Origin of the sequence: Pseudomonas sp. CCI4.2 (genome assembly GCF_034350045.1) — a bacterium.
GTDB lineage: Bacteria > Pseudomonadota > Gammaproteobacteria > Pseudomonadales > Pseudomonadaceae > Aquipseudomonas.
This window is the reverse complement of sequence record NZ_CP133781.1, coordinates 5173092-5189904: the sequence shown is the minus strand read 5'-3', so window position 1 is coordinate 5189904 and position 16813 is coordinate 5173092. Positions and strand designations below refer to the sequence as shown.

General features: G+C 57.4%; 19 protein-coding genes. 11 read left to right on the top strand and 8 right to left on the bottom strand.

Annotated features, from left to right (window positions below; genetic code table 11):
• Positions 1-163 precede the first annotated feature (163 nt).
• Positions 164-757, bottom strand: coding sequence for a YecA family protein (locus tag RHM65_RS23620; RefSeq protein WP_322168269.1), 594 nt, complete (start codon positions 755-757; stop codon positions 164-166).
• A gap of 220 nt (positions 758-977) precedes the next feature.
• Here RHM65_RS23620 and recQ point away from each other — a divergent pair, with 220 nt between their 5' ends.
• From recQ to RHM65_RS23600, 4 genes are all read left to right on the top strand, one after another.
• Complete coding sequence (gene recQ, locus RHM65_RS23615) at positions 978-3110, top strand: DNA helicase RecQ (protein WP_322168270.1); 2133 nt, start codon at positions 978-980, stop codon at positions 3108-3110.
• 243 nt (positions 3111-3353) lie between these two features.
• Positions 3354-3788, top strand: a complete 435-nt coding sequence (locus tag RHM65_RS23610) for a MarR family transcriptional regulator (protein WP_322168271.1) — start codon at positions 3354-3356, stop codon at positions 3786-3788.
• A gap of 152 nt (positions 3789-3940) precedes the next feature.
• A complete protein-coding gene (locus tag RHM65_RS23605) occupies positions 3941-6106 on the top strand; it encodes a FimV/HubP family polar landmark protein (protein WP_322184105.1) in 2166 nt (721 codons plus the stop codon).
• A gap of 7 nt (positions 6107-6113) precedes the next feature.
• On the top strand, positions 6114-6404 hold the full coding sequence (locus RHM65_RS23600) for a SelT/SelW/SelH family protein (RefSeq protein WP_322168273.1): 291 nt from the start codon (positions 6114-6116) through the stop codon (positions 6402-6404).
• A gap of 24 nt (positions 6405-6428) precedes the next feature.
• Here the strand turns inward: RHM65_RS23600 and RHM65_RS23595 are convergent, their stop codons facing one another.
• Positions 6429-7022, bottom strand: a complete 594-nt coding sequence (locus RHM65_RS23595; RefSeq protein ID WP_322170814.1) for an HD domain-containing protein — start codon at positions 7020-7022, stop codon at positions 6429-6431.
• Positions 7023-7247: 225 nt separating this feature from the next.
• On the opposite strand from RHM65_RS23595, the gene RHM65_RS23590 reads away from it, so the two are divergent.
• Positions 7248-8249: an AraC family transcriptional regulator gene (locus RHM65_RS23590; protein WP_322168274.1), complete on the top strand. Its 1002-nt coding sequence runs from the start codon at positions 7248-7250 to the stop codon at positions 8247-8249.
• Positions 8250-8334: 85 nt separating this feature from the next.
• Positions 8335-8898: a nitroreductase family protein gene (locus RHM65_RS23585; RefSeq protein ID WP_322168275.1), complete on the top strand. Its 564-nt coding sequence runs from the start codon at positions 8335-8337 to the stop codon at positions 8896-8898.
• Between the two features lie 63 nt (positions 8899-8961).
• On the opposite strand, the gene RHM65_RS23580 is transcribed toward RHM65_RS23585, so the two are convergent.
• The 6 genes from RHM65_RS23580 to RHM65_RS23555 all read right to left on the bottom strand — a co-directional run bounded on the left by RHM65_RS23580 (position 8962) and on the right by RHM65_RS23555 (position 13210).
• Positions 8962-10302: a HAMP domain-containing sensor histidine kinase gene (locus RHM65_RS23580; RefSeq protein WP_322168276.1), complete on the bottom strand. Its 1341-nt coding sequence runs from the start codon at positions 10300-10302 to the stop codon at positions 8962-8964.
• Positions 10303-10366: 64 nt separating this feature from the next.
• Positions 10367-10783, bottom strand: a complete 417-nt coding sequence (locus RHM65_RS23575) for a Spy/CpxP family protein refolding chaperone (RefSeq protein WP_322168277.1) — start codon at positions 10781-10783, stop codon at positions 10367-10369.
• Positions 10784-11097: 314 nt separating this feature from the next.
• Positions 11098-11778 (bottom strand): response regulator transcription factor, encoded by a 681-nt coding sequence (locus tag RHM65_RS23570; RefSeq protein WP_322168278.1) that lies wholly within the window; start codon positions 11776-11778, stop codon positions 11098-11100.
• 7 nt (positions 11779-11785) lie between these two features.
• Positions 11786-12193: a translation initiation factor 2 gene (locus RHM65_RS23565; RefSeq protein ID WP_322168279.1), complete on the bottom strand. Its 408-nt coding sequence runs from the start codon at positions 12191-12193 to the stop codon at positions 11786-11788.
• Positions 12194-12311: 118 nt separating this feature from the next.
• Positions 12312-12611: a YciI family protein gene (locus tag RHM65_RS23560; protein ID WP_322168280.1), complete on the bottom strand. Its 300-nt coding sequence runs from the start codon at positions 12609-12611 to the stop codon at positions 12312-12314.
• A 2-nt stretch (positions 12612-12613) separates the two neighbouring features.
• On the bottom strand, positions 12614-13210 hold the full coding sequence (locus RHM65_RS23555; RefSeq protein WP_322168281.1) for a septation protein A: 597 nt from the start codon (positions 13208-13210) through the stop codon (positions 12614-12616).
• 66 nt (positions 13211-13276) lie between these two features.
• On the opposite strand from RHM65_RS23555, the gene RHM65_RS23550 reads away from it, so the two are divergent.
• From RHM65_RS23550 to RHM65_RS23530, 5 genes are all read left to right on the top strand, one after another.
• Complete coding sequence (locus tag RHM65_RS23550) at positions 13277-14137, top strand: PHP domain-containing protein (RefSeq protein WP_322168282.1); 861 nt, start codon at positions 13277-13279, stop codon at positions 14135-14137.
• A 13-nt stretch (positions 14138-14150) separates the two neighbouring features.
• The gene (locus RHM65_RS23545; protein WP_322168283.1) at positions 14151-14780 is read left to right on the top strand and encodes an L-threonylcarbamoyladenylate synthase; all 630 of its coding nucleotides are present in this window, start codon (positions 14151-14153) and stop codon (positions 14778-14780) included.
• Positions 14781-14900: 120 nt separating this feature from the next.
• The gene (locus RHM65_RS23540) at positions 14901-15599 is read left to right on the top strand and encodes a ScpA family protein (protein ID WP_322170817.1); all 699 of its coding nucleotides are present in this window, start codon (positions 14901-14903) and stop codon (positions 15597-15599) included.
• Between the two features lie 19 nt (positions 15600-15618).
• Positions 15619-16398 (top strand): SMC-Scp complex subunit ScpB, encoded by a 780-nt coding sequence (gene scpB / locus RHM65_RS23535; protein WP_322168284.1) that lies wholly within the window; start codon positions 15619-15621, stop codon positions 16396-16398.
• A 116-nt stretch (positions 16399-16514) separates the two neighbouring features.
• Positions 16515-16703 (top strand): DUF1289 domain-containing protein, encoded by a 189-nt coding sequence (locus RHM65_RS23530; RefSeq protein WP_322168285.1) that lies wholly within the window; start codon positions 16515-16517, stop codon positions 16701-16703.
• Positions 16704-16813: the final 110 nt, after the last annotated feature.

The following is a 16813-nucleotide window of genomic DNA, read 5'->3' as shown; positions in this document are numbered from 1 at the left end:
CGCGTCGTGTGCTTCGCCAACACGTTAGTCCTACAGAGACTCTGCACCTGGCAATAGTCTGTGGGAGCAGGCTTGCCTGCGAAGGTAACGGCGCGGTGTGTCTGGTAAACCGCGTCGTTTCACTTCGCTGTAGGAGCCAACGTGTTGGCGAGAGGCCTTTGGATCAGTGATGGCGGGGTTTGAGGATCGCTGGAGCGGGCTTTTCGTCGGGTGCCTGGCACAGCAGGTACAGAGCAGTCAGGGCTTCCGGGATCTGTACGATCATGTCATCCATCAGGTTCGCATCTTTTGCGATGTCCTCGAACTCCGGTTGTTCGTCAAACAGGCCCGAGCCAACCATGATGGGCAGCAGCATTTCGCTGACTTCTTCTTCAGCGCTTTCAAACCAGGCGTTTTCACGCAAGAACACGCCTTCCATGAAGCCGATGCACCAGCCGCGCAACTCGGAGTCATCCGGATCTTCGCCCAGGTCCAGGTCGCATGGCAACTCGAATTCTTCGTCTGAAGCCAGTTGGCGCGCGATGTGCGCTTGCAACTGGATCAACGTGGCTTCGATTTCCTCGCGTTGAGCGTTGTCGGTGTATTGCGGTGGCTCAGAGAACAAGGTGTCGATCCATTCACGGCTCGGCACTGTTTCGGCACAAATCGACAGCGCGGTCAGGTAGCCATGGGCGGCCACATAGTCCAACGCTTCGTCGTGCAGCTCGTCGGCGTCGAGGAAAACTTGCAGGCGGGTTAGTTGCTCAGCGAAGGACATTGAAAGACTACCTTGGGAATAAACGATGCTGAATTCTAGGCTGTGTAAGGCCTGCGCGCCAGCGAGACAGGTGTTAGAAACGGTTACAGGTTTAATTTCGACCACTGATGTCACTGCCGTCCCTGGCCTGGAAACCCTCGGGTATAATGCCGCGCTTTGCGATGCTGCCAAGGGTCGCGACCGGCTGTAGCAGGTTGTTTCTGCAATTTTTGGGGTTTTTATGCTCGAACAGGCTCAACGCGTACTTAAAGACATCTTCGGCTACGACAGTTTTCGTGGTCGCCAGGGTGCCATTATTGAACGCGTTGCCAACGGCGGCGATGCCTTGGTATTGATGCCCACCGGTGGCGGCAAGTCCTTGTGTTTCCAAGTGCCTGGGCTGTTACGCGATGGCTTGGCCGTGGTGGTTTCACCGCTGATTGCATTGATGGATGATCAGGTGGCAACCCTTGAAGAATTGGGTGTTTCAGCAGCGGCGCTGAACTCCACGCTAAACGCCGAGCAGCAGCGTGATCTGGCCAATCGGATTCGTCTGGGCGAGATCAAAATGCTTTACCTGGCGCCTGAGCGGCTGGTCCAGCCGCGCATGCTGGCGTTCTTGCAGAACCTGAAAATTGCCTTGTTCGCCATTGACGAAGCTCACTGCGTGTCGCAATGGGGTCACGATTTTCGCCCCGAATACCTGAAGCTGGGGCAGCTCGCTGAACTGTTCCCCGACGTGCCGCGTATTGCCCTGACCGCCACGGCCGATAAACGCACCCGAGAAGAGATCGTCGAGCGTCTGCATTTGCAGAAGGCCGAGCGTTTTCTGTCCAGTTTCGATCGCCCGAATATCTTTTATCGCATCGTGCCCAAAGAGCAACCGCGCAAGCAGTTGTTGGCGTTCCTCTCCGAGCGACGCAGCGACGCCGGTATCGTGTATTGCCTGTCGCGTAAAAAGGTCGATGAAGTCGCGGCCTTCCTGTGTGAAAACAACTACCCGGCCCTGCCGTATCACGCGGGCCTGCCCAACGAAACCCGAGCCGCCAACCAAAAGCGCTTCCTCAATGAGGAAGGCTTGATCATGGTCGCGACCATCGCCTTCGGTATGGGCATCGACAAACCCAACGTACGATTCGTCGCGCACATGGACTTGCCCAAGTCACTGGAAGCCTATTATCAGGAAACCGGCCGCTCGGGTCGCGACGGTCTGCCTGCTGATGCGTGGATGGCTTACGGTCTGCAAGACGTGTTGATGCTCAAACAGATGCTGCAAAACTCCGAAGGAGACGAACGCCATAAGCGTCTTGAGCAGCACAAGCTTGATGCCATGTTGTCGCTCTGTGAAGAAACCCGTTGCCGTCGCCAGACGCTGTTGGCGTATTTCGACGAAGACATGCCCAAGCCGTGCGGCCATTGCGATAACTGCGTCGATGGCGTGCAAACTTGGGATGCCACCGAGCCAGCGCGTCAGGCGTTGTCGGCAATCTACCGCACCGGCCAGCGCTATGGCGTGGGGCATTTGGTGGACGTGCTGCTGGGCCGCGACAACGACAAAGTGAAAAGCTTCGGCCATCAGCACTTGGCGGTATTTGGCGTTGGCAAGGCGCGCGCCGAAGGTGAGTGGCGTTCACTGTTTCGCCAATTGGTCGCTCGCGGTTTGGCTGATATCGACCTCGAAGGCTATGGCGGTCTGCGCTTGAGCGACACCTGTCGACCGCTGCTACGCGGTGAAGTGACGCTGGAATTACGCCGTGACCTGAAACCACAAACAACCCCGAAAAGCGGATCTGGCAGCAGCCCCGCCAGCCAGTTGGTTCGTGCTGAAGAGCGCGAACAGTGGGAGGCCCTGCGTGCCCTGCGGCGTAAGTTGGCCGAAGAACATGGGGTGCCGCCTTACGTGATCTTCCCCGATTCCACGCTGCTTGAAATGCTTCGTAGCAAACCCGGTTCGATGTCGGAAATGGCCCAGGTCAGCGGTGTCGGTGCGCGCAAACTCGAGCGGTATGGCGAAGCGTTCCTCGAAGTGCTGGGTGGCACGGCCGAGGCGCCAAGGGTCGTCGCTGATCTGCGGCATGAATTGATCAGTCTGGCCCGTGCTGGCATGACCCCGTTGCAAATTTCCGGTCAGTTGCAATGCTCTGAAAAGAACGTCTATACGATGTTGGCCGAGGCCATTGGCAAACAGCAGTTGTCACTGGAACAGGCGTTGGACCTTCCCGAGGATTTGCTCAGCGAAGTGCAGGACGCATTCCTTGATGGCGAAGGTGAGTTGCCGTCGGTGTCTGCCGTGGCTGCACAATTCGCCGGTCGCGTGCCGGAAGGCGTGTTGTATTGCGTAAGGGCGGCGTTGCAATCGGAGTTTGAAGTTTAATATTGCGCGGCTTCATTCCCGAATAAATTCGGTCCCAAAGTAATGGGCCAATCCCTGTAGGACCGAATTTATTCGGGAAGCTTTTTGCTTATAGCGCATCAATCGCCTCGTTAATAAGTTGTCCTACAATCAGTGCCACCATGGCACCTGCGACGATTCGCTACAAACGGGCCACTTGCCTCTGTGTAAGTGGCATGGTTAGCTTACTAATAATTAGTACAAGCCTCTAACCTTGAGTTTTCTATGCCCCTCACTGATCAACATCGCTTCGGTATGCAACTGGCGCACATGTCTCGCGGCTGGCGCGCCGAACTGGACCGACGTTTGGCTGACCTCGGATTGTCGCAAGCGCGCTGGCTGGTGTTGTTGCACCTCGCACGTTTTGACGAACCGCCGACCCAGCGCGAGCTGGCACAGAGCGTTGGCGTGGAAGGGCCGACCCTTGCGCGGCTGCTGGACAGTCTGGAAACCCAAGGGCTGGTTCGCCGTCAGGCAGTCGTTGAAGACCGCAGAGCTAAAAAGATCCTGCTAAGTTCCACCGCCCGCCCATTGATCGACAAGATCGAAACCATCGCCACAGCGTTGCGCAAAGAGTTGTTTGAGGGTGTTGACGAAGAGGAACTACGCATCTGCATGCAAGTTCACGCCAGAATCCTGTCAAACCTCGAAAAATCGTAAGCGTCAGTATTCAGCGATGGGGTGATTCTTATAAGCTTGAGCATTGTTTCACGCGTAAGAGGGTTGCGCTGGAATTGCCTCCGTACTAGCGCCATCTATGTGTAGATGTTGAGTGTGCCGAGAAGCGAGCTTTGGTTTCTATAGGGATTTTCATGCTGAAGAGTTCTCAGGTTGCGCTCCCCCGGGTAAATCGTCCGTCGCGGTCATTCGTGCGTCGTTGCTGTATGGCTGCGGCCGCAGCCTCGTTGTTGTACTCGGCTATGGCTTCGGCCTTGGGGCTGGGTGAGATCACGCTGCATTCGGCATTGGAACAACCGTTCAACGCCGACATAGAGCTGATTGAAACGGCTGGCCTGACTGCCGACGACATCCATGTAAGTCTCGCTTCGCAAGATGCCTTTAACCGAGCGGGCGTCGAACGGCTGTTCTTTTTGAATGACCTGCGCTTTACGACGGTCATCAATGGCAATCGTGGTGTCGTGCATGTGGTTTCGAAAAAGCCGGTTAGCGAGCCCTATCTGAGCTTTCTGGTGCGGTTGGCCCGCCCGAACGGTGATCTGGTCCACGCTTATACGGTGTTGATCGACCCTCCTGAATCTGCCCAAGGCCGGGCAGCGTCACGTGCCCGCTGGGTAGAACCCAAGGACAATAACCATGCGGATGCACGCATGCCAGTCGCGCCACCTCAGGCCGTGCAAGGGAATCACTACACGGTCGTCAGCGGTGACAATTTGGGCGCCATTGCGCGTCGTTTGCTCGGCCCAGGCAGTCAAACCTCCGCAGCTGATATCGCGCAAGGCATAAAGGCGCTTAATCCCCAGGCGTTTCCCAACGGTAGCGGCACGCGACTGAAAGTCGGCCAAAATTTATTACTGCCGGACAGCGCGGTATTGCCGCGCTCGGTAGCAGTGCCCGTTACTCCTTCAGCTAAGCCGGCCGTCGCCGACAGCACGGCGCCGGCCGCCGTTGTCAGTGATGAACAAAAAACCGCTGAACGGCTGGCGGCAGATGCCATTGAAAACCAACAACTGACGAAATCCGTCGGTGATTTGAAAGGCCAGATACAGGGCCTTCAGGACCAGGTGTCAGGCAAAGACAAGCAAGTCATCGAACTACAAACCGCGTTGGCAGAACTGAGAGCCAAACCGGTGGCACCGACTGCTGCTGTGCCTGCGGTAATGATTGCGCCCATTGTGGCGGCGCCTATAGCTGATTCATTCATCAGTATCCCCTTGCTGATTGGCGCGGTGTTGGTACTGCTACTGCTGCTGGGAGTGGCGTACTCAGTGCGACGCAAACGACTGAAAAGCGTACCGCCTGAGCAAGCGGTTCAGGTAACGCCGGACCCCACAACGCCCTCTCCCATGCGGGCTCGGGTGGTCGAGTCACCCAGGGTCGAGGCGGTGGTCGCGCCCGTGGTGCCCGCTGTCGTTGCGGCGAGTTCCTCAAGTCAGCGCCTTGCCGGCGCTGCCACCGATGCGTTGGACGGTGCAAGCATCTATATCGCGTATGGCCGGTTCACTGAAGCGTTAGGTATTTTGCGTGAGGCGTCGCTCAAGCAGCCGCAACGTACTGATCTGCGCCTGAGAATCCTGGAGCTGTTGGCCGAGCAAGGCGATGTCGATGGTTTTGCTCGCGAAGAGCAAGCGTTGCTTGATCACGGCATAAGCGCCGATGCCGTGCAGGAGGTTCGTGCGCGTTATCCGCAGATGTTCATCAAGCCTGAGCCGGTTGCAGTGCCGTTGCCGCAGGTGCCAGCCGAAGTTGTGTTGAAACCAGGCCTAGCGCCGGTGCAGTCCGATTCTCGGTTCGTTGAACCCGAAACTCCGATCCCAGTCGCTCAGCCTGTGGATGAATTCCACCTGAACCTGGATGATCTGTCGATGGACGCTGGATGGGATCTGGTCGATCCCTTCGAGCCCCCGCCGGCCCCGCGCAACAAAATTGCGCCGCAAGCTGAGCCGGAATTTGCATCCAACCTGACGGAGCTTCCTGAGGTTTTCGAAATCCCTGATGAGCTGTTTCTCAGCGACTTCGCCGAGCCTGAGCCTGAGCCTGAACCTGAGCTGGAACCGAACATCCAGTCCAACAACGACGCACTGGATGACGGTTTTCTTGACGGCTTCATGAACGACTCGACTGAGTTTGATGTGCTGGACCTCGCCGATGATGAGCCGCTGAGCAAAATCAACCACGCGCAACTTCTGATCGATGAAGGCGAGCTGGACGAAGCGCGGGCACTGTTACAAGAAGTGATCAAGGAGGGTGACGTCGAGCACCAGCGCAAGGCTCAGGACTTGTTAGCGGGAATCAGCTGAGGCCAGTATGCCCAACACCAAACCTGAAATTGTCATCACCTATTGCACGCAGTGCCATTGGCTTCTGCGTGCCGCCTGGCTCGCTCAAGAGCTGCTCAGTACCTTTACCGATGACCTGAGCAGGGTTTCTCTTGAACCAGCGACCGGTGGGGCGTTTCGCATCACTTGCAACGGCGTGCAGATTTGGGAACGCAAGGCCGATGGCGGCTTTCCCGAAGCGAAGGTGCTCAAGCAGCGCGTTCGCGATCAGATCGACCCGCAACGCGACCTTGGGCACAACGATCGCGTGCAAGACTAGTTGGCGGGCGGGCTTAAGGAGGCCTCACGCCAACTCAGGGTTTTCCTTGGCCGCTGATGCGTAAATCGAGTTTTTTGGGAACGCGAATACCCGCTCCAACATGGGTTCGAAGAAGCCCAGCGGCAGTGTGTCGTAACTGGGGTCAAACGCTGCGGCATCGTATTTGGCGCAGAATTCGATGGTTCGTTGGTACTGCGGGTGGTCCTTGAATTGTTCGCGCAACAGCCGATCCATGCCCAAATGGTGGAAAAAATAATAGCCCTGGAAGATCCCGTGCTTTTCCACCATCCATAAGTTTTCCGCACTGACAAAGGGCTTGAGAATGGCGGCCGCGATGTCCGGGTGGTTATACGAGCCCAGCGTATCGCCGATGTCGTGGAGCAGCGCGCACACCACGTACTCCTCGTCGCGACCATCGCGGTGCGCCCGGGTGGCGGTTTGCAGCGAATGGGTCAGTCGGTCTACCGGGAAACCGCCAAAGTCTCCGTCCAGCAGTCGAAGGTGGGTCAGAATTCGTCCCGGCAGTTGCTTGGCGTAAGCGGCGAAGTCCTTGGCAATAATCATCCAGTCTTCTTGAGTGCCGTCCTGCATGTGGGTGAAGCGCGCCTGAGTGTTCATCATCGGTCCTGTCGTTATTAGAAGTGGACGGGTTCAGTCTAGGCGTTGCAGGTTTTCCGGCAGTGGCCGTGAAGGACGCTTTGCTGGCCCAACGCGCCGTAGAACGCTAATGCTCTGCTAAAAGCGTACTTTGCCCAGCAACATCTCGTGGTACATGATTAAGCCTCCAGCGTATCCTTGGCCGCACTGGCTGCGGGACGCAGCTTATTCCGAATAAGAAAAATCATGAGCGAAAGAACGACTTCTGCCAGTTGGGCCATGGGTATCGTCAGGTCATTGGAGCTGGATGGCCTGGACTGCCGCGTACTGTTCAAGGAGCTGGGGCTTGATTACTCCGACCTGGACAACCCCGACGCGCGTTTCCCACAAGATTCCCTGACCCGGCTTTGGCAGCGGGCGGTTGCGCTGTCGGGTAATCCAGCGATTGGTTTGAACATGGCCAAAGTCGTCCGTCCGGGTTCCTTCAGCGTGGCGGGTTACGCACTGATGTCGAGTCAGACGCTCAAGGACGGTTTTTCGCGTTTGGTCAGGTACCAGCGAATCATCGCCGAAAGTGCTGACTTGAGTTTCCGTCTGCTGGCCGAAGGCTATGCGCTGATCTTGACCGTGCACGGCGATCATCTGCCGCCCACCCGGCAAAGCGCCGAAGCCTCGATGGCGTCGGTCCTGGCGTTTTGCAGTTGGCTCACCGGACGGACACTGCAACCGCGCCAGGTGCTGATTCAGGGTGATCCGCCCAAGAACATGGAACCGTACAAACAGGCCTTCCATGCGCCGATGACGTTCAATGCGCCCTACGACGCCCTGGTGTTTGACCGTGCCGACATGGACGCGCCTCTGCCCACGGCCAATGAGGCCATGGCGCAACTGCATGATCGTTTTGCCGGAGAGTACCTGGCGCGGTTTTCTGAAAGTCGTGTGACTCATCAAGCCCGTCAAGTGCTGTGCCGGTTGCTGCCGCAGGGCGAGCCCAAGCGTGAGATGGTTGCGCAACGTTTGCATTTGTCTCAACGCACGTTGCAACGACGTTTGCAGGAGGAGGGCACCAGTTTTCAGACATTGCTTGATGACACCCGCCGTGAACTGGCCGAGCAATACTTGGCGCAGCCGCAAATGACCCTGTTGGAAATCGCCTACTTGTTGGGCTTCGCCGACCCCAGCAACTTCTTCCGGGCTTTTCGTCGTTGGTTCGATGCAACGCCGGGGGAATACCGCGCTCGGATATAAATGGTAGTAATTAAATTATGCGCTCGCTCGTTAGTAGTAACGTACCCCACCTAGAATGACCGATCATTTTTTCAGGAGATACCCAATGGAGGCGCTCGACGCTTTGCTCAACCGCGTATCAGTCCCACGGCTGGTTGATCCGGCACCCGACGCCGCGCAGCGAGAACTGTTGTTTGCCGCAGCCCTGCGCGCGCCTGACCATGGTCAGTTACGGCCGTTTCGGTTCTTGACCGTCGAAGGTCATGCCCGAGAACAAATGGGCGAGTTGCTGGCGCAGGCGCTGCAATTCAGCGGTGCCGAGCCCAACACTCAGGCCTTGGAAAAAACGCGCCTTGGGCCATTACGCGCGCCGTTGGTGGTGGTTGTCATCGCCAAATTGCAGGATCACTTTAAAGTGCCCAAGCAAGAGCAACTGATCACCGCCGCCTGCGCTGCCCACGGCATTATTAACGCGGCTTTTGCATTGGGAGTGGGCGCTGTCTGGCGCACCGGCGAGCTGGCTTATTCAGCCCACGTCGCAAAAGGGCTGGGGTTGGAAGCAGGGGAAGAGGTCGTTGCGTTCCTCTACCTAGGCACCCCGCAAAACGAACCGCGCACCGCGCCTAAGCTCGATACCGCTGATTTTGTAAGCGCATGGGGGGTTCTGTAGGAGGGGCCGCCACGTCTTAGACGCCGCGCTGTCGCGCAGCAAGCTCGCTCCTACAGATGGCCACTAAGCAGCACTGGAAACTATCGGGTCTAGCGGCAAATCCATGCTTGCCACAAACCCGCCTTCAGGGTGGTTGGCCAGCGTCAGGTTGCCGCCATGGCGTTCTGCGGCGCGTTTGGCGATGGCCAAGCCCAAGCCGTAACCCGGCGCTGTCTGGCCGGGGGCGCGGTAGAAGGGTTCGCCCAATTGCGGTAAAAATTCTGAAGACACGCCGGGGCCGTGGTCACGCACGCTGATGAGTAACCGATCGCCGTCACGCTGTGCCAGAAACTCAATGGTTTTCCCCGCAGGGTTGAAACGCAGGGCGTTACGCAACAGGTTGTCCAGCGCCCGCTCAAGCATGTCGGGCCAACCTTGCAGTTCAACGTCGTTCTGAACATCGACCCGTACTTGCTGATCTGCGGCGCCGAGCAGGGCGTCGCTTTGCAAGTGGTGCAGCATCTCAGCCAAGTCCACTGGCTCGGCCTCGCCAAAATCCGCGTCCAGACGCGCCAGCACCAAAATCTCGCTGATCAAGGCTTCGAGACGGTCGCATTCCCGGGCCAGGCGCGGCCAGAGCTTCTCGCGTTCTGCCGGTTCGGCTCGCTCAGCCAGCGCCAACGCAATACGCAACCGCGCCAAGGGCGAGCGCAACTCATGGGAAACGTCACGCAGTAACTGACGCTGGCTACCGATCAAGGCTTGCAGGCGGGCGCCCATACGGTTGAAGTCGGTAGCCAGCACGCCGAACTCGTCACGACGATTTGCCAGTTGCGCCAAGCTGTTCTGTTGATAAGTGGTTTGCCCCAAATCATGCACCGCACCGCGCAACCGACTGAGCGGGCGAGTGATGGACAGCGTCACCATTAAACTGAACAGCGTCAGTACCACCAGCGCAATACCCAGAGCGCTGAGGGGCCAGATCAAGCTTTTACGGTGCCACGCATTCAGCTCCGGGTGGGGGATGCGGTAGATGAATAAATAGGTTTCGCCGCTTTTCGGGCTGGTGTACTCGCTGGTTAGACGACGCCACGGAAGTTGCTCGGGGTCGTTGTGCTGGCGCGCTTCGAAGGCCGCCGCCCGAGGTGGAAATGTCCCGCGTACCAGCGCTTCACCGCTTTCGTTGAGCACCTGAACATCAACGTGATAACGCCGTTTTCGCTGTTGCAGGTATTCCTGTGCGGTTTCTTGACCCTTGTCTTCATAGAGTTGCGTCCAGTTCTGCGCCAATTTGGCGATGCCTGGATGGCGACTGAGGATCCAGGCGTCCTTATTGAGCATGTGCCCGAGCAAAATCGACAGCCCTGCCACCAGGGCTATGGCTAACCAGAAACTTGCCAGAATTCGCCAGAACAATGAACGCACGTGAATTCCTCAAAACAATAAAAACCCGACACATTTAAATGTGTCGGGTAGGGCAAGCCAGCAGTTATTGAGCTTGCTGAGCCTTTTGCGCTTTCCATGCCTGGAACTCGGCGTGGTCGGCACGGCGTTGAGCTTCTTGTTGCTGGATCACGTCGAACTGTTTTTGCTGATCAGGCTTTAGCAGCGCACGGACATCGCTCTGGGCTTTGATGTGTTTGGCGGCTAGCTCGTCCTGCATGCTTTTCTGTTGGGCAGGGGTCAGCATTTGCAGGTAACGCTCGGTGACTTCGTCGCGGTTACGCTTCTGCTCAAACATGATCCGCCCGATTTGTTGGCGTTGATCCGGGGTCAGGTTCAATTGGCTGTAGGGGCTGTGGCTGTGCATGCCACCGCTATGACCGCCACCGTCTTCGGGAGGCATGGCCATCGCAACAGTAGGCAGAGCAGCAGCAAACAGCAGGGCGATTAAAGTCTTACGCATGGTGAATCTCCTTGTCTCGGATCCGACTCGATGCCGGTTGAGGCCAGTGTAGGGAGAACAAGGTCAACGGCGGTCAGGCGACAGTAAAGCTTGGGTAAAGACGAAATCACCTGGAATAGATTCCCGCCGCGTCCTTTGAATCGCGCTGTAAACGCTGTTTTCTGTAGCCAACTTGTTGGCGAAGGTCCTTCAAACCTTATCGCAGCCTTTGGCAGCTCCTACAGAATTTTTTGGGGTCAGTTCAGTCTGTGGGACCGAATTCATTCGGGAAGGCTTCAGTCCTGACGCTCTGCCGCCTCGAAGACACAAGCGTTTCAAACGCAGTAGTAATAACCGCGACTGCGCAGGGCGACGATTCTTGGGCGGCCGTCGGCGTGGGGGCCGATTTTCTTGCGCAGGTTGCTGACGTGCATGTCTAGGCTACGGTCATACAGCGTCAACTTGCGACCCAGTGCCAGCTGCGCCAGTTCTTGCTTGTCCAGCGGCTCGCCGGGTTGACGCAGCAGCGCTTCGAGCAAACGGCTTTCCGAAACGGTCAGGGTAAATTCATGCTCGTCGATGGTGACCACGCCGCGCACCGGGCTGAAACACAGATCCCCCAGTTCGAGCTGGCTGGATGCCGCCGAGGAGTGGCTGCGGCGCAGGACGGCGCGCAAGCGAGCGGTCAGCTCTCGCGGGTCGCAAGGTTTGGCCAGGTAATCGTCGGCGCCCAGTTCGAGGCCGAGAATGCGGTCCAACGGTTCGCCACGGGCTGACAGCATCAGCACCGGCAAATCAGGGTGGTCGGTACGCAATTGTTTAAGCAGTTCGAGACCGCTGCCATCCGGCAGCATCACGTCCAGTACGACGGCGGCTGGCGACGGCGATTGCGCCAATGCGCGTCGAGCGCTGCTGCCATCGTGGCAAGACTGCACCTGAAAGCCTTCCTGGCTTAGCCAACTGCTCAGAAGCTCACAGAGCTCCTTATCATCATCAATTAGTAACAGTTCGCTCATGACTCACTCAATTTAGCCACTGCCGACGTTGTCTACGCCAGCCGCTGGCAAAGATACCGCAAAGAAGGGCAATCATAGCGACACCGCCGCCAGTAACGAACCATTGTTGTTGCTCGGTGAGCATACGTTGCGGCGCGGCAGTCTGCGATTCTTTGAGTTGCAACGTGAGGCGTTGGTTCTCTTGGCGCAGTCGACTCAGCAGGCTTTCACGTTCAGTGTCTTTACTCAGGATTTGCTGGCTCAATTTCTCGCGCTTTTGCTCGCTTGCTGTAAGGCGCAGCTGCAAATCGGCGATCCGACTACCCGTGTTCAGCGGTACCGCAGTGGACACCGATGGAGTGGAGGGTTCTTCGGCCTGAGCGTTGACGCCAACGCTCAATAGGGCCCACAACAAATACATCGAACCTGAACGCATCTGAACGCCTTATATTTTTATTGAGTATCGGCGGGTTATCGGCAGGTTTAACGCAATCGTGAGCAATACCGCAATGATCCATGGGCGCCGCGCTCAAGCGCGGCGCCCGCACGCTGTGTTACGGCATTACTTGTTTGAACGGCTTGACCATCACGTTGGCATACACTCCAGCGGCGACGTACGGATCAGCGTCGGCCCAGGCTTGCGCGGCTGTCAGGGATTCGAACTCGGCGACGATCAAGCTGCCGGAGAAACCTGCGGTGCCGGGATCATTGCTGTCGATGGCCGGATGCGGCCCGGCCAAGACCATGCGGCCTTGTTCTTTCAGCAGGGTCAGGCGTGCCAAGTGATCAGGCCGGGCAGCCAAGCGTTTTTCCAATGAATTGGCGACATCGGTCGAAATGATAGCGTAGAGCATATTCAATCCTTGGTTTCAGGCGTTGAGGAATCCGCATCGTGCAGGTGGCGGGCGAGGAATATCCCTTGGCCGAGCAAAAACAGCAAGGTCATGCCGAGGCTGCCGAACACTTTGAAGTCCACCCAATAATCCTGATACGTGAAGGCCACGTACAAGTTGGCTGCACCGCAGAATACGAAAAAGATGATCCAGGCGATGTTCAGTCGGGTCCAGATCGCCTGCGGCAAGGTCAGTGCGTGGCCCATGATGCGTTGAATCAGCGGACGATCACCGATGAAGTGACTGCCGGCAAAGGCCAGGGCGAACACCCAATTGACCACTGGTGCTTTCCACTTGAGGACGGCTTCGCTATGGAAAGCCAAGGTCAAGCTGCCAAACACAAGGCAGGCGAGCAAGGTTAGCAACTGGCTTTTTTCCAGTCGGCGTTGAGTGATGAACAAAATGCCATACACCACGATCGAACTGATGATCAACATGGCCGTGGCGCTGAAAATGCCGCCCACCATGACGCTGTGGCCAAGAATGTCGACGGCGCGAGGATCGATTTTGTACACGATGAAAAACAGCAGCAGCGGAATGAAGTCGATGAATTGTTTCACAATGGCAGCCAGATGCAGGATGTGGCGGCATAATAACAAACATCAATGACAGCGAAAGCGCCACCTATGAATGTTGACCTGCACTGCCACAGCACTGCTTCCGATGGCGCACTAGCGCCTGCGGTCCTTGTTGCGCGTGCGTTTGAAAACGGTGTGCGGGTGCTCGCCCTGACCGACCACGATACCCTCGAAGGACTCGAAGAGGCCCGTACTGCGGCGCTTGCGCTGGGTATGCAGTTGGTCAACGGTGTTGAATTATCCTGTACCTGGGGCGGTGCCACCATCCATGTTTTAGGCTACGGTTTCGACATGAACGCGCCCGCCTTGGTCGACGCTATTGAGCGTTTACACCATGGTCGCTGGTTGCGCGCTGAAGAAATAAGCCGAAAATTGGCGATCAAAGGTATGCCGGGGGCACTGGAAGGTGCTCGCGCCATCCAGCAGGAGCTTGGTGACAGTGGTAATGCACCGGCTCGACCGCACTTCGCGGACTTTATGGTCCGGGCCGGTTTTGTCAAGGATCGCGCCGAGGCGTTTCGTAAATGGCTGGGCGCTGGCAAACTGGGCGACGTCAAACAACATTGGCCTACGCTGGAAGAAACCGTAGCGACCCTGCGCGAAGCCAAAGCCTGGGTCAGCCTGGCACACCCTTGGCATTATGATTTCACCCGCAGTAAACGTCGTAAATTGGTCGCCGACTATCTTCAGGCTGGCGGCCACGCGATTGAAGTAGTCAACGGCCTGCAACCCGCAATACAGGTCGGTGGTCTGGCTATTCTGGCTCGTGAGTTTGGTCTGCTGGTAACTGCCGGCAGTGACTTTCATGCCCCTGGCGCCTGGTCCGAGATTGGCGTTTACCGCCCGTTGCCTGAGGACCTACCGCCACTTTGGTGTCGATTCAAACATGACCAGCCTACTGCCGTCTGAACAGGAAGATACCGTGAGTCAATTTTTCCAGGTGCACCCGGAAAACCCGCAGGCGCGTCTGATAAAGCAAGCAGCTGAGATCATCAAGTCCGGTGGACTGGTGGTGTATCCCACGGATTCGTCTTACGCGCTGGGTTGTCAGATCGGCGATAAAAGCGCCATCGAGCGTATTCGCCGTTTGCGCCAATTGGACGACAAGCACAACTTCACCCTGATGTGCTGTGATCTGTCGCAGCTGGGTACCTATGCCAAAGTCGATACGGCGGCGTTTCGTGCGCTCAGAATCCACACGCCGGGGCCGTACACCTTCATTCTCAACGCCACCCGCGAAGTACCACGGTTGATCCTGCACCCCAAGCGCCGGACCATTGGCCTGCGCGTGCCAAGCCATCCGATTGCGCAAGCGTTGTTGGTGGAGCTGGGCGAGCCGTTGATGAGTGTGAGCTTGATCATGCCCGGCGAGACCGTACCCTTGAGCGACCCGTATGAAATGCGCCAACTGCTGGAGCATCAGGTTGACCTGATCATTGACGGCGGTATCGGCGGTATTTCGGCGTCCACTGTTATCAATCTGGCAGACGGCGAAGCCCAGATCATCCGGGTGGGCTGCGGCGACCCGCGACCGTTCGAGGTTGAGGCCTGAATGGCATCGCTTGAAACGCTAGACAGCCAAGCGGGCGCTCAGCAAGAGTTACCGTTCGCCATGGTCTACGGCCAAGCGGTAATGCACATGCCGCAAGACCTCTATATTCCGCCGGACGCGCTGGAGGTGTTTCTCGACGCGTTCGAAGGTCCGCTAGACTTACTGCTGTACCTGATTCGCAAACAGAACATCAACATCCTCGATATCCCAGTAGCCGAAATTACTCGGCAATACATGGGGTACGTCGAGCTGATGAAAACCGTGCGCCTAGAGTTGGCGGCGGAGTATCTGGTGATGGCAGCCATGTTGGCCGAGATCAAGTCGCGGATGCTGCTGCCACGCTCGGCGGAGATCGAAGCCGAAGAAGACGATCCACGCGCCGAGTTGATCAGGCGTCTGCAACAATACGAGCGCTTCAAGGCGGCGGCCGAAGGCATCGATGGTCTGAGTCGGGTTGGGCGTGACGTGGTGGTGCCTAAGCTGGACGCCCCCGAAGCCCGAGCGCGCCGACTGCTGCCCGATGTCAGCCTCGACGAACTGTTGATGTCTATGGCCGAAGTGCTGCGCCGGGGCGACCTGTTTGAAAGTCACCAGGTGAGTCGCGAAGCGTTGTCGACCCGGGAGCGCATGAGTGATGTGCTGGAGCGCCTCAAGGGCGGCGGATTCGTGCCGTTTTCCGAACTGTTCACCGCCGAAGAAGGGCGCCTCGGTGTGGTCGTAACCTTCATGGCGATTCTGGAACTGGTCAAAGAATCCTTGGTGGACCTGGTGCAAAACGAGGCCTTCGCGGCGATACACGTCCGGGCAAGAGCCGAATAACCGAGCAAAGAGCCAACGCATGAACCTGACTGATCCCCGCGAGCTGGCCCCCCTGCTCGAAGCTTTTTTGCTGGCATCTGGAAAACCTCAGTCCCTGGAACGGCTGTTCGAGCTGTTCGAAGACGGCGAGCGTCCTGAGCCCCCGGTGTTTAAAAAAGCCCTGCAATTGTTGGGGAAATCCTGCGAGGGCCGGGCGTTTGAATTAAGAGAAGTTGCCTCTGGGTATCGCTTGCAGATCCGCGAGCAGTATTCGCCATGGGTGGGCCGCTTGTGGGAAGAACGGCCGCAGCGTTATTCACGGGCAATGCTGGAAACCATGGCGTTGATTGCTTACCGCCAACCGATCACTCGGGGCGAAATCGAAGACGTACGGGGCGTGGCGGTCAACAGCCACATCGTTAAAACACTGCTGGAACGCGAATGGATCAGGATTGTCGGCTACCGTGAAGTGCCAGGCAGGCCTGCGATGTTTGCCACGACCAAGGCGTTTCTCGATCACTTCAACCTGAAAAACCTGGATGACCTGCCGCCGTTGGCTGCACTGCGCGAGCTGGAACCTGAGCCCATGCTCGATTTCGACGACGCCCCGGTGCCCGCCAACCTCCAAGCCATGGCCGACGCCAGCCTCGACCCGGACGCGGAACCTGAGCCGCCACGGGACGAAACCAGTTTCCGCAGTTTATTGGTCGAACTTGACTCCATGGAGTTGGGTCTCAAGACAGACTTCGACGACTTGCTGCGGGCTGATCTCGCCGAGCAGGACGAAGAAGGCGGCACCGAACCCTCAAACAACGAATAACGTATTGAATCACGGCTATTTGTTGTAGAAGCGCGCTCCCAAAGGCCTGTGTTTGCTTCGCCATTGCGCGGCGTGGAAGACACGGGCCCTCCTACAGAAAAACTTAGGACTCTTCCATGAGCAGCAAAAATCCCTGCATCAGCGTCTGCAAGTTCGATGACGATATCTGCGTAGGGTGTGGCCGCAGCAAGCGCGAAATCAAGGCTTGGAAAAAGCTCGACAAAGGCGACAGGCGCAAGGTGCTGGCCGATTCCGCCCAGCGTTTGATTCAAATGAAGGCGGCCGATCGGCGGAAAAAGAAGTAAGCCTACGCAATTGCACTAGTCTTTGGTGCGCAGTAGGCGCCTTGCGCGTATGATTCGCTACCTTTTGCGATTTCATACATCGCCATAGGCTTCAGATTCAGCAATCAGCT

Excerpts from the sequence above, each read along its gene's own strand:
- RHM65_RS23620 (WP_322168269.1), bottom strand. The coding sequence starts at position 757 with ATGTCCTTCGCTGAGCAACTAACCCGCCTGCAAGTTTTCCTCGACGCC.
- recQ (WP_322168270.1), top strand. The coding sequence starts at position 978 with ATGCTCGAACAGGCTCAACGCGTACTTAAAGACATCTTCGGCTACGAC.
- RHM65_RS23610 (WP_322168271.1), top strand. The coding sequence starts at position 3,354 with ATGCCCCTCACTGATCAACATCGCTTCGGTATGCAACTGGCGCACATG.
- RHM65_RS23605 (WP_322184105.1), top strand. The coding sequence starts at position 3,941 with ATGCTGAAGAGTTCTCAGGTTGCGCTCCCCCGGGTAAATCGTCCGTCG.
- RHM65_RS23600 (WP_322168273.1), top strand. The coding sequence starts at position 6,114 with ATGCCCAACACCAAACCTGAAATTGTCATCACCTATTGCACGCAGTGC.
- RHM65_RS23595 (WP_322170814.1), bottom strand. The coding sequence starts at position 7,022 with ATGAACACTCAGGCGCGCTTCACCCACATGCAGGACGGCACTCAAGAA.
- RHM65_RS23590 (WP_322168274.1), top strand. The coding sequence starts at position 7,248 with ATGAGCGAAAGAACGACTTCTGCCAGTTGGGCCATGGGTATCGTCAGG.
- RHM65_RS23585 (WP_322168275.1), top strand. The coding sequence starts at position 8,335 with ATGGAGGCGCTCGACGCTTTGCTCAACCGCGTATCAGTCCCACGGCTG.
- RHM65_RS23575 (WP_322168277.1), bottom strand. The coding sequence starts at position 10,783 with ATGCGTAAGACTTTAATCGCCCTGCTGTTTGCTGCTGCTCTGCCTACT.
- RHM65_RS23570 (WP_322168278.1), bottom strand. The coding sequence starts at position 11,778 with ATGAGCGAACTGTTACTAATTGATGATGATAAGGAGCTCTGTGAGCTT.
- RHM65_RS23565 (WP_322168279.1), bottom strand. The coding sequence starts at position 12,193 with ATGCGTTCAGGTTCGATGTATTTGTTGTGGGCCCTATTGAGCGTTGGC.
- RHM65_RS23560 (WP_322168280.1), bottom strand. The coding sequence starts at position 12,611 with ATGCTCTACGCTATCATTTCGACCGATGTCGCCAATTCATTGGAAAAA.
- RHM65_RS23550 (WP_322168282.1), top strand. The coding sequence starts at position 13,277 with ATGAATGTTGACCTGCACTGCCACAGCACTGCTTCCGATGGCGCACTA.
- scpB (WP_322168284.1), top strand. The coding sequence starts at position 15,619 with ATGAACCTGACTGATCCCCGCGAGCTGGCCCCCCTGCTCGAAGCTTTT.
- RHM65_RS23530 (WP_322168285.1), top strand. The coding sequence starts at position 16,515 with ATGAGCAGCAAAAATCCCTGCATCAGCGTCTGCAAGTTCGATGACGAT.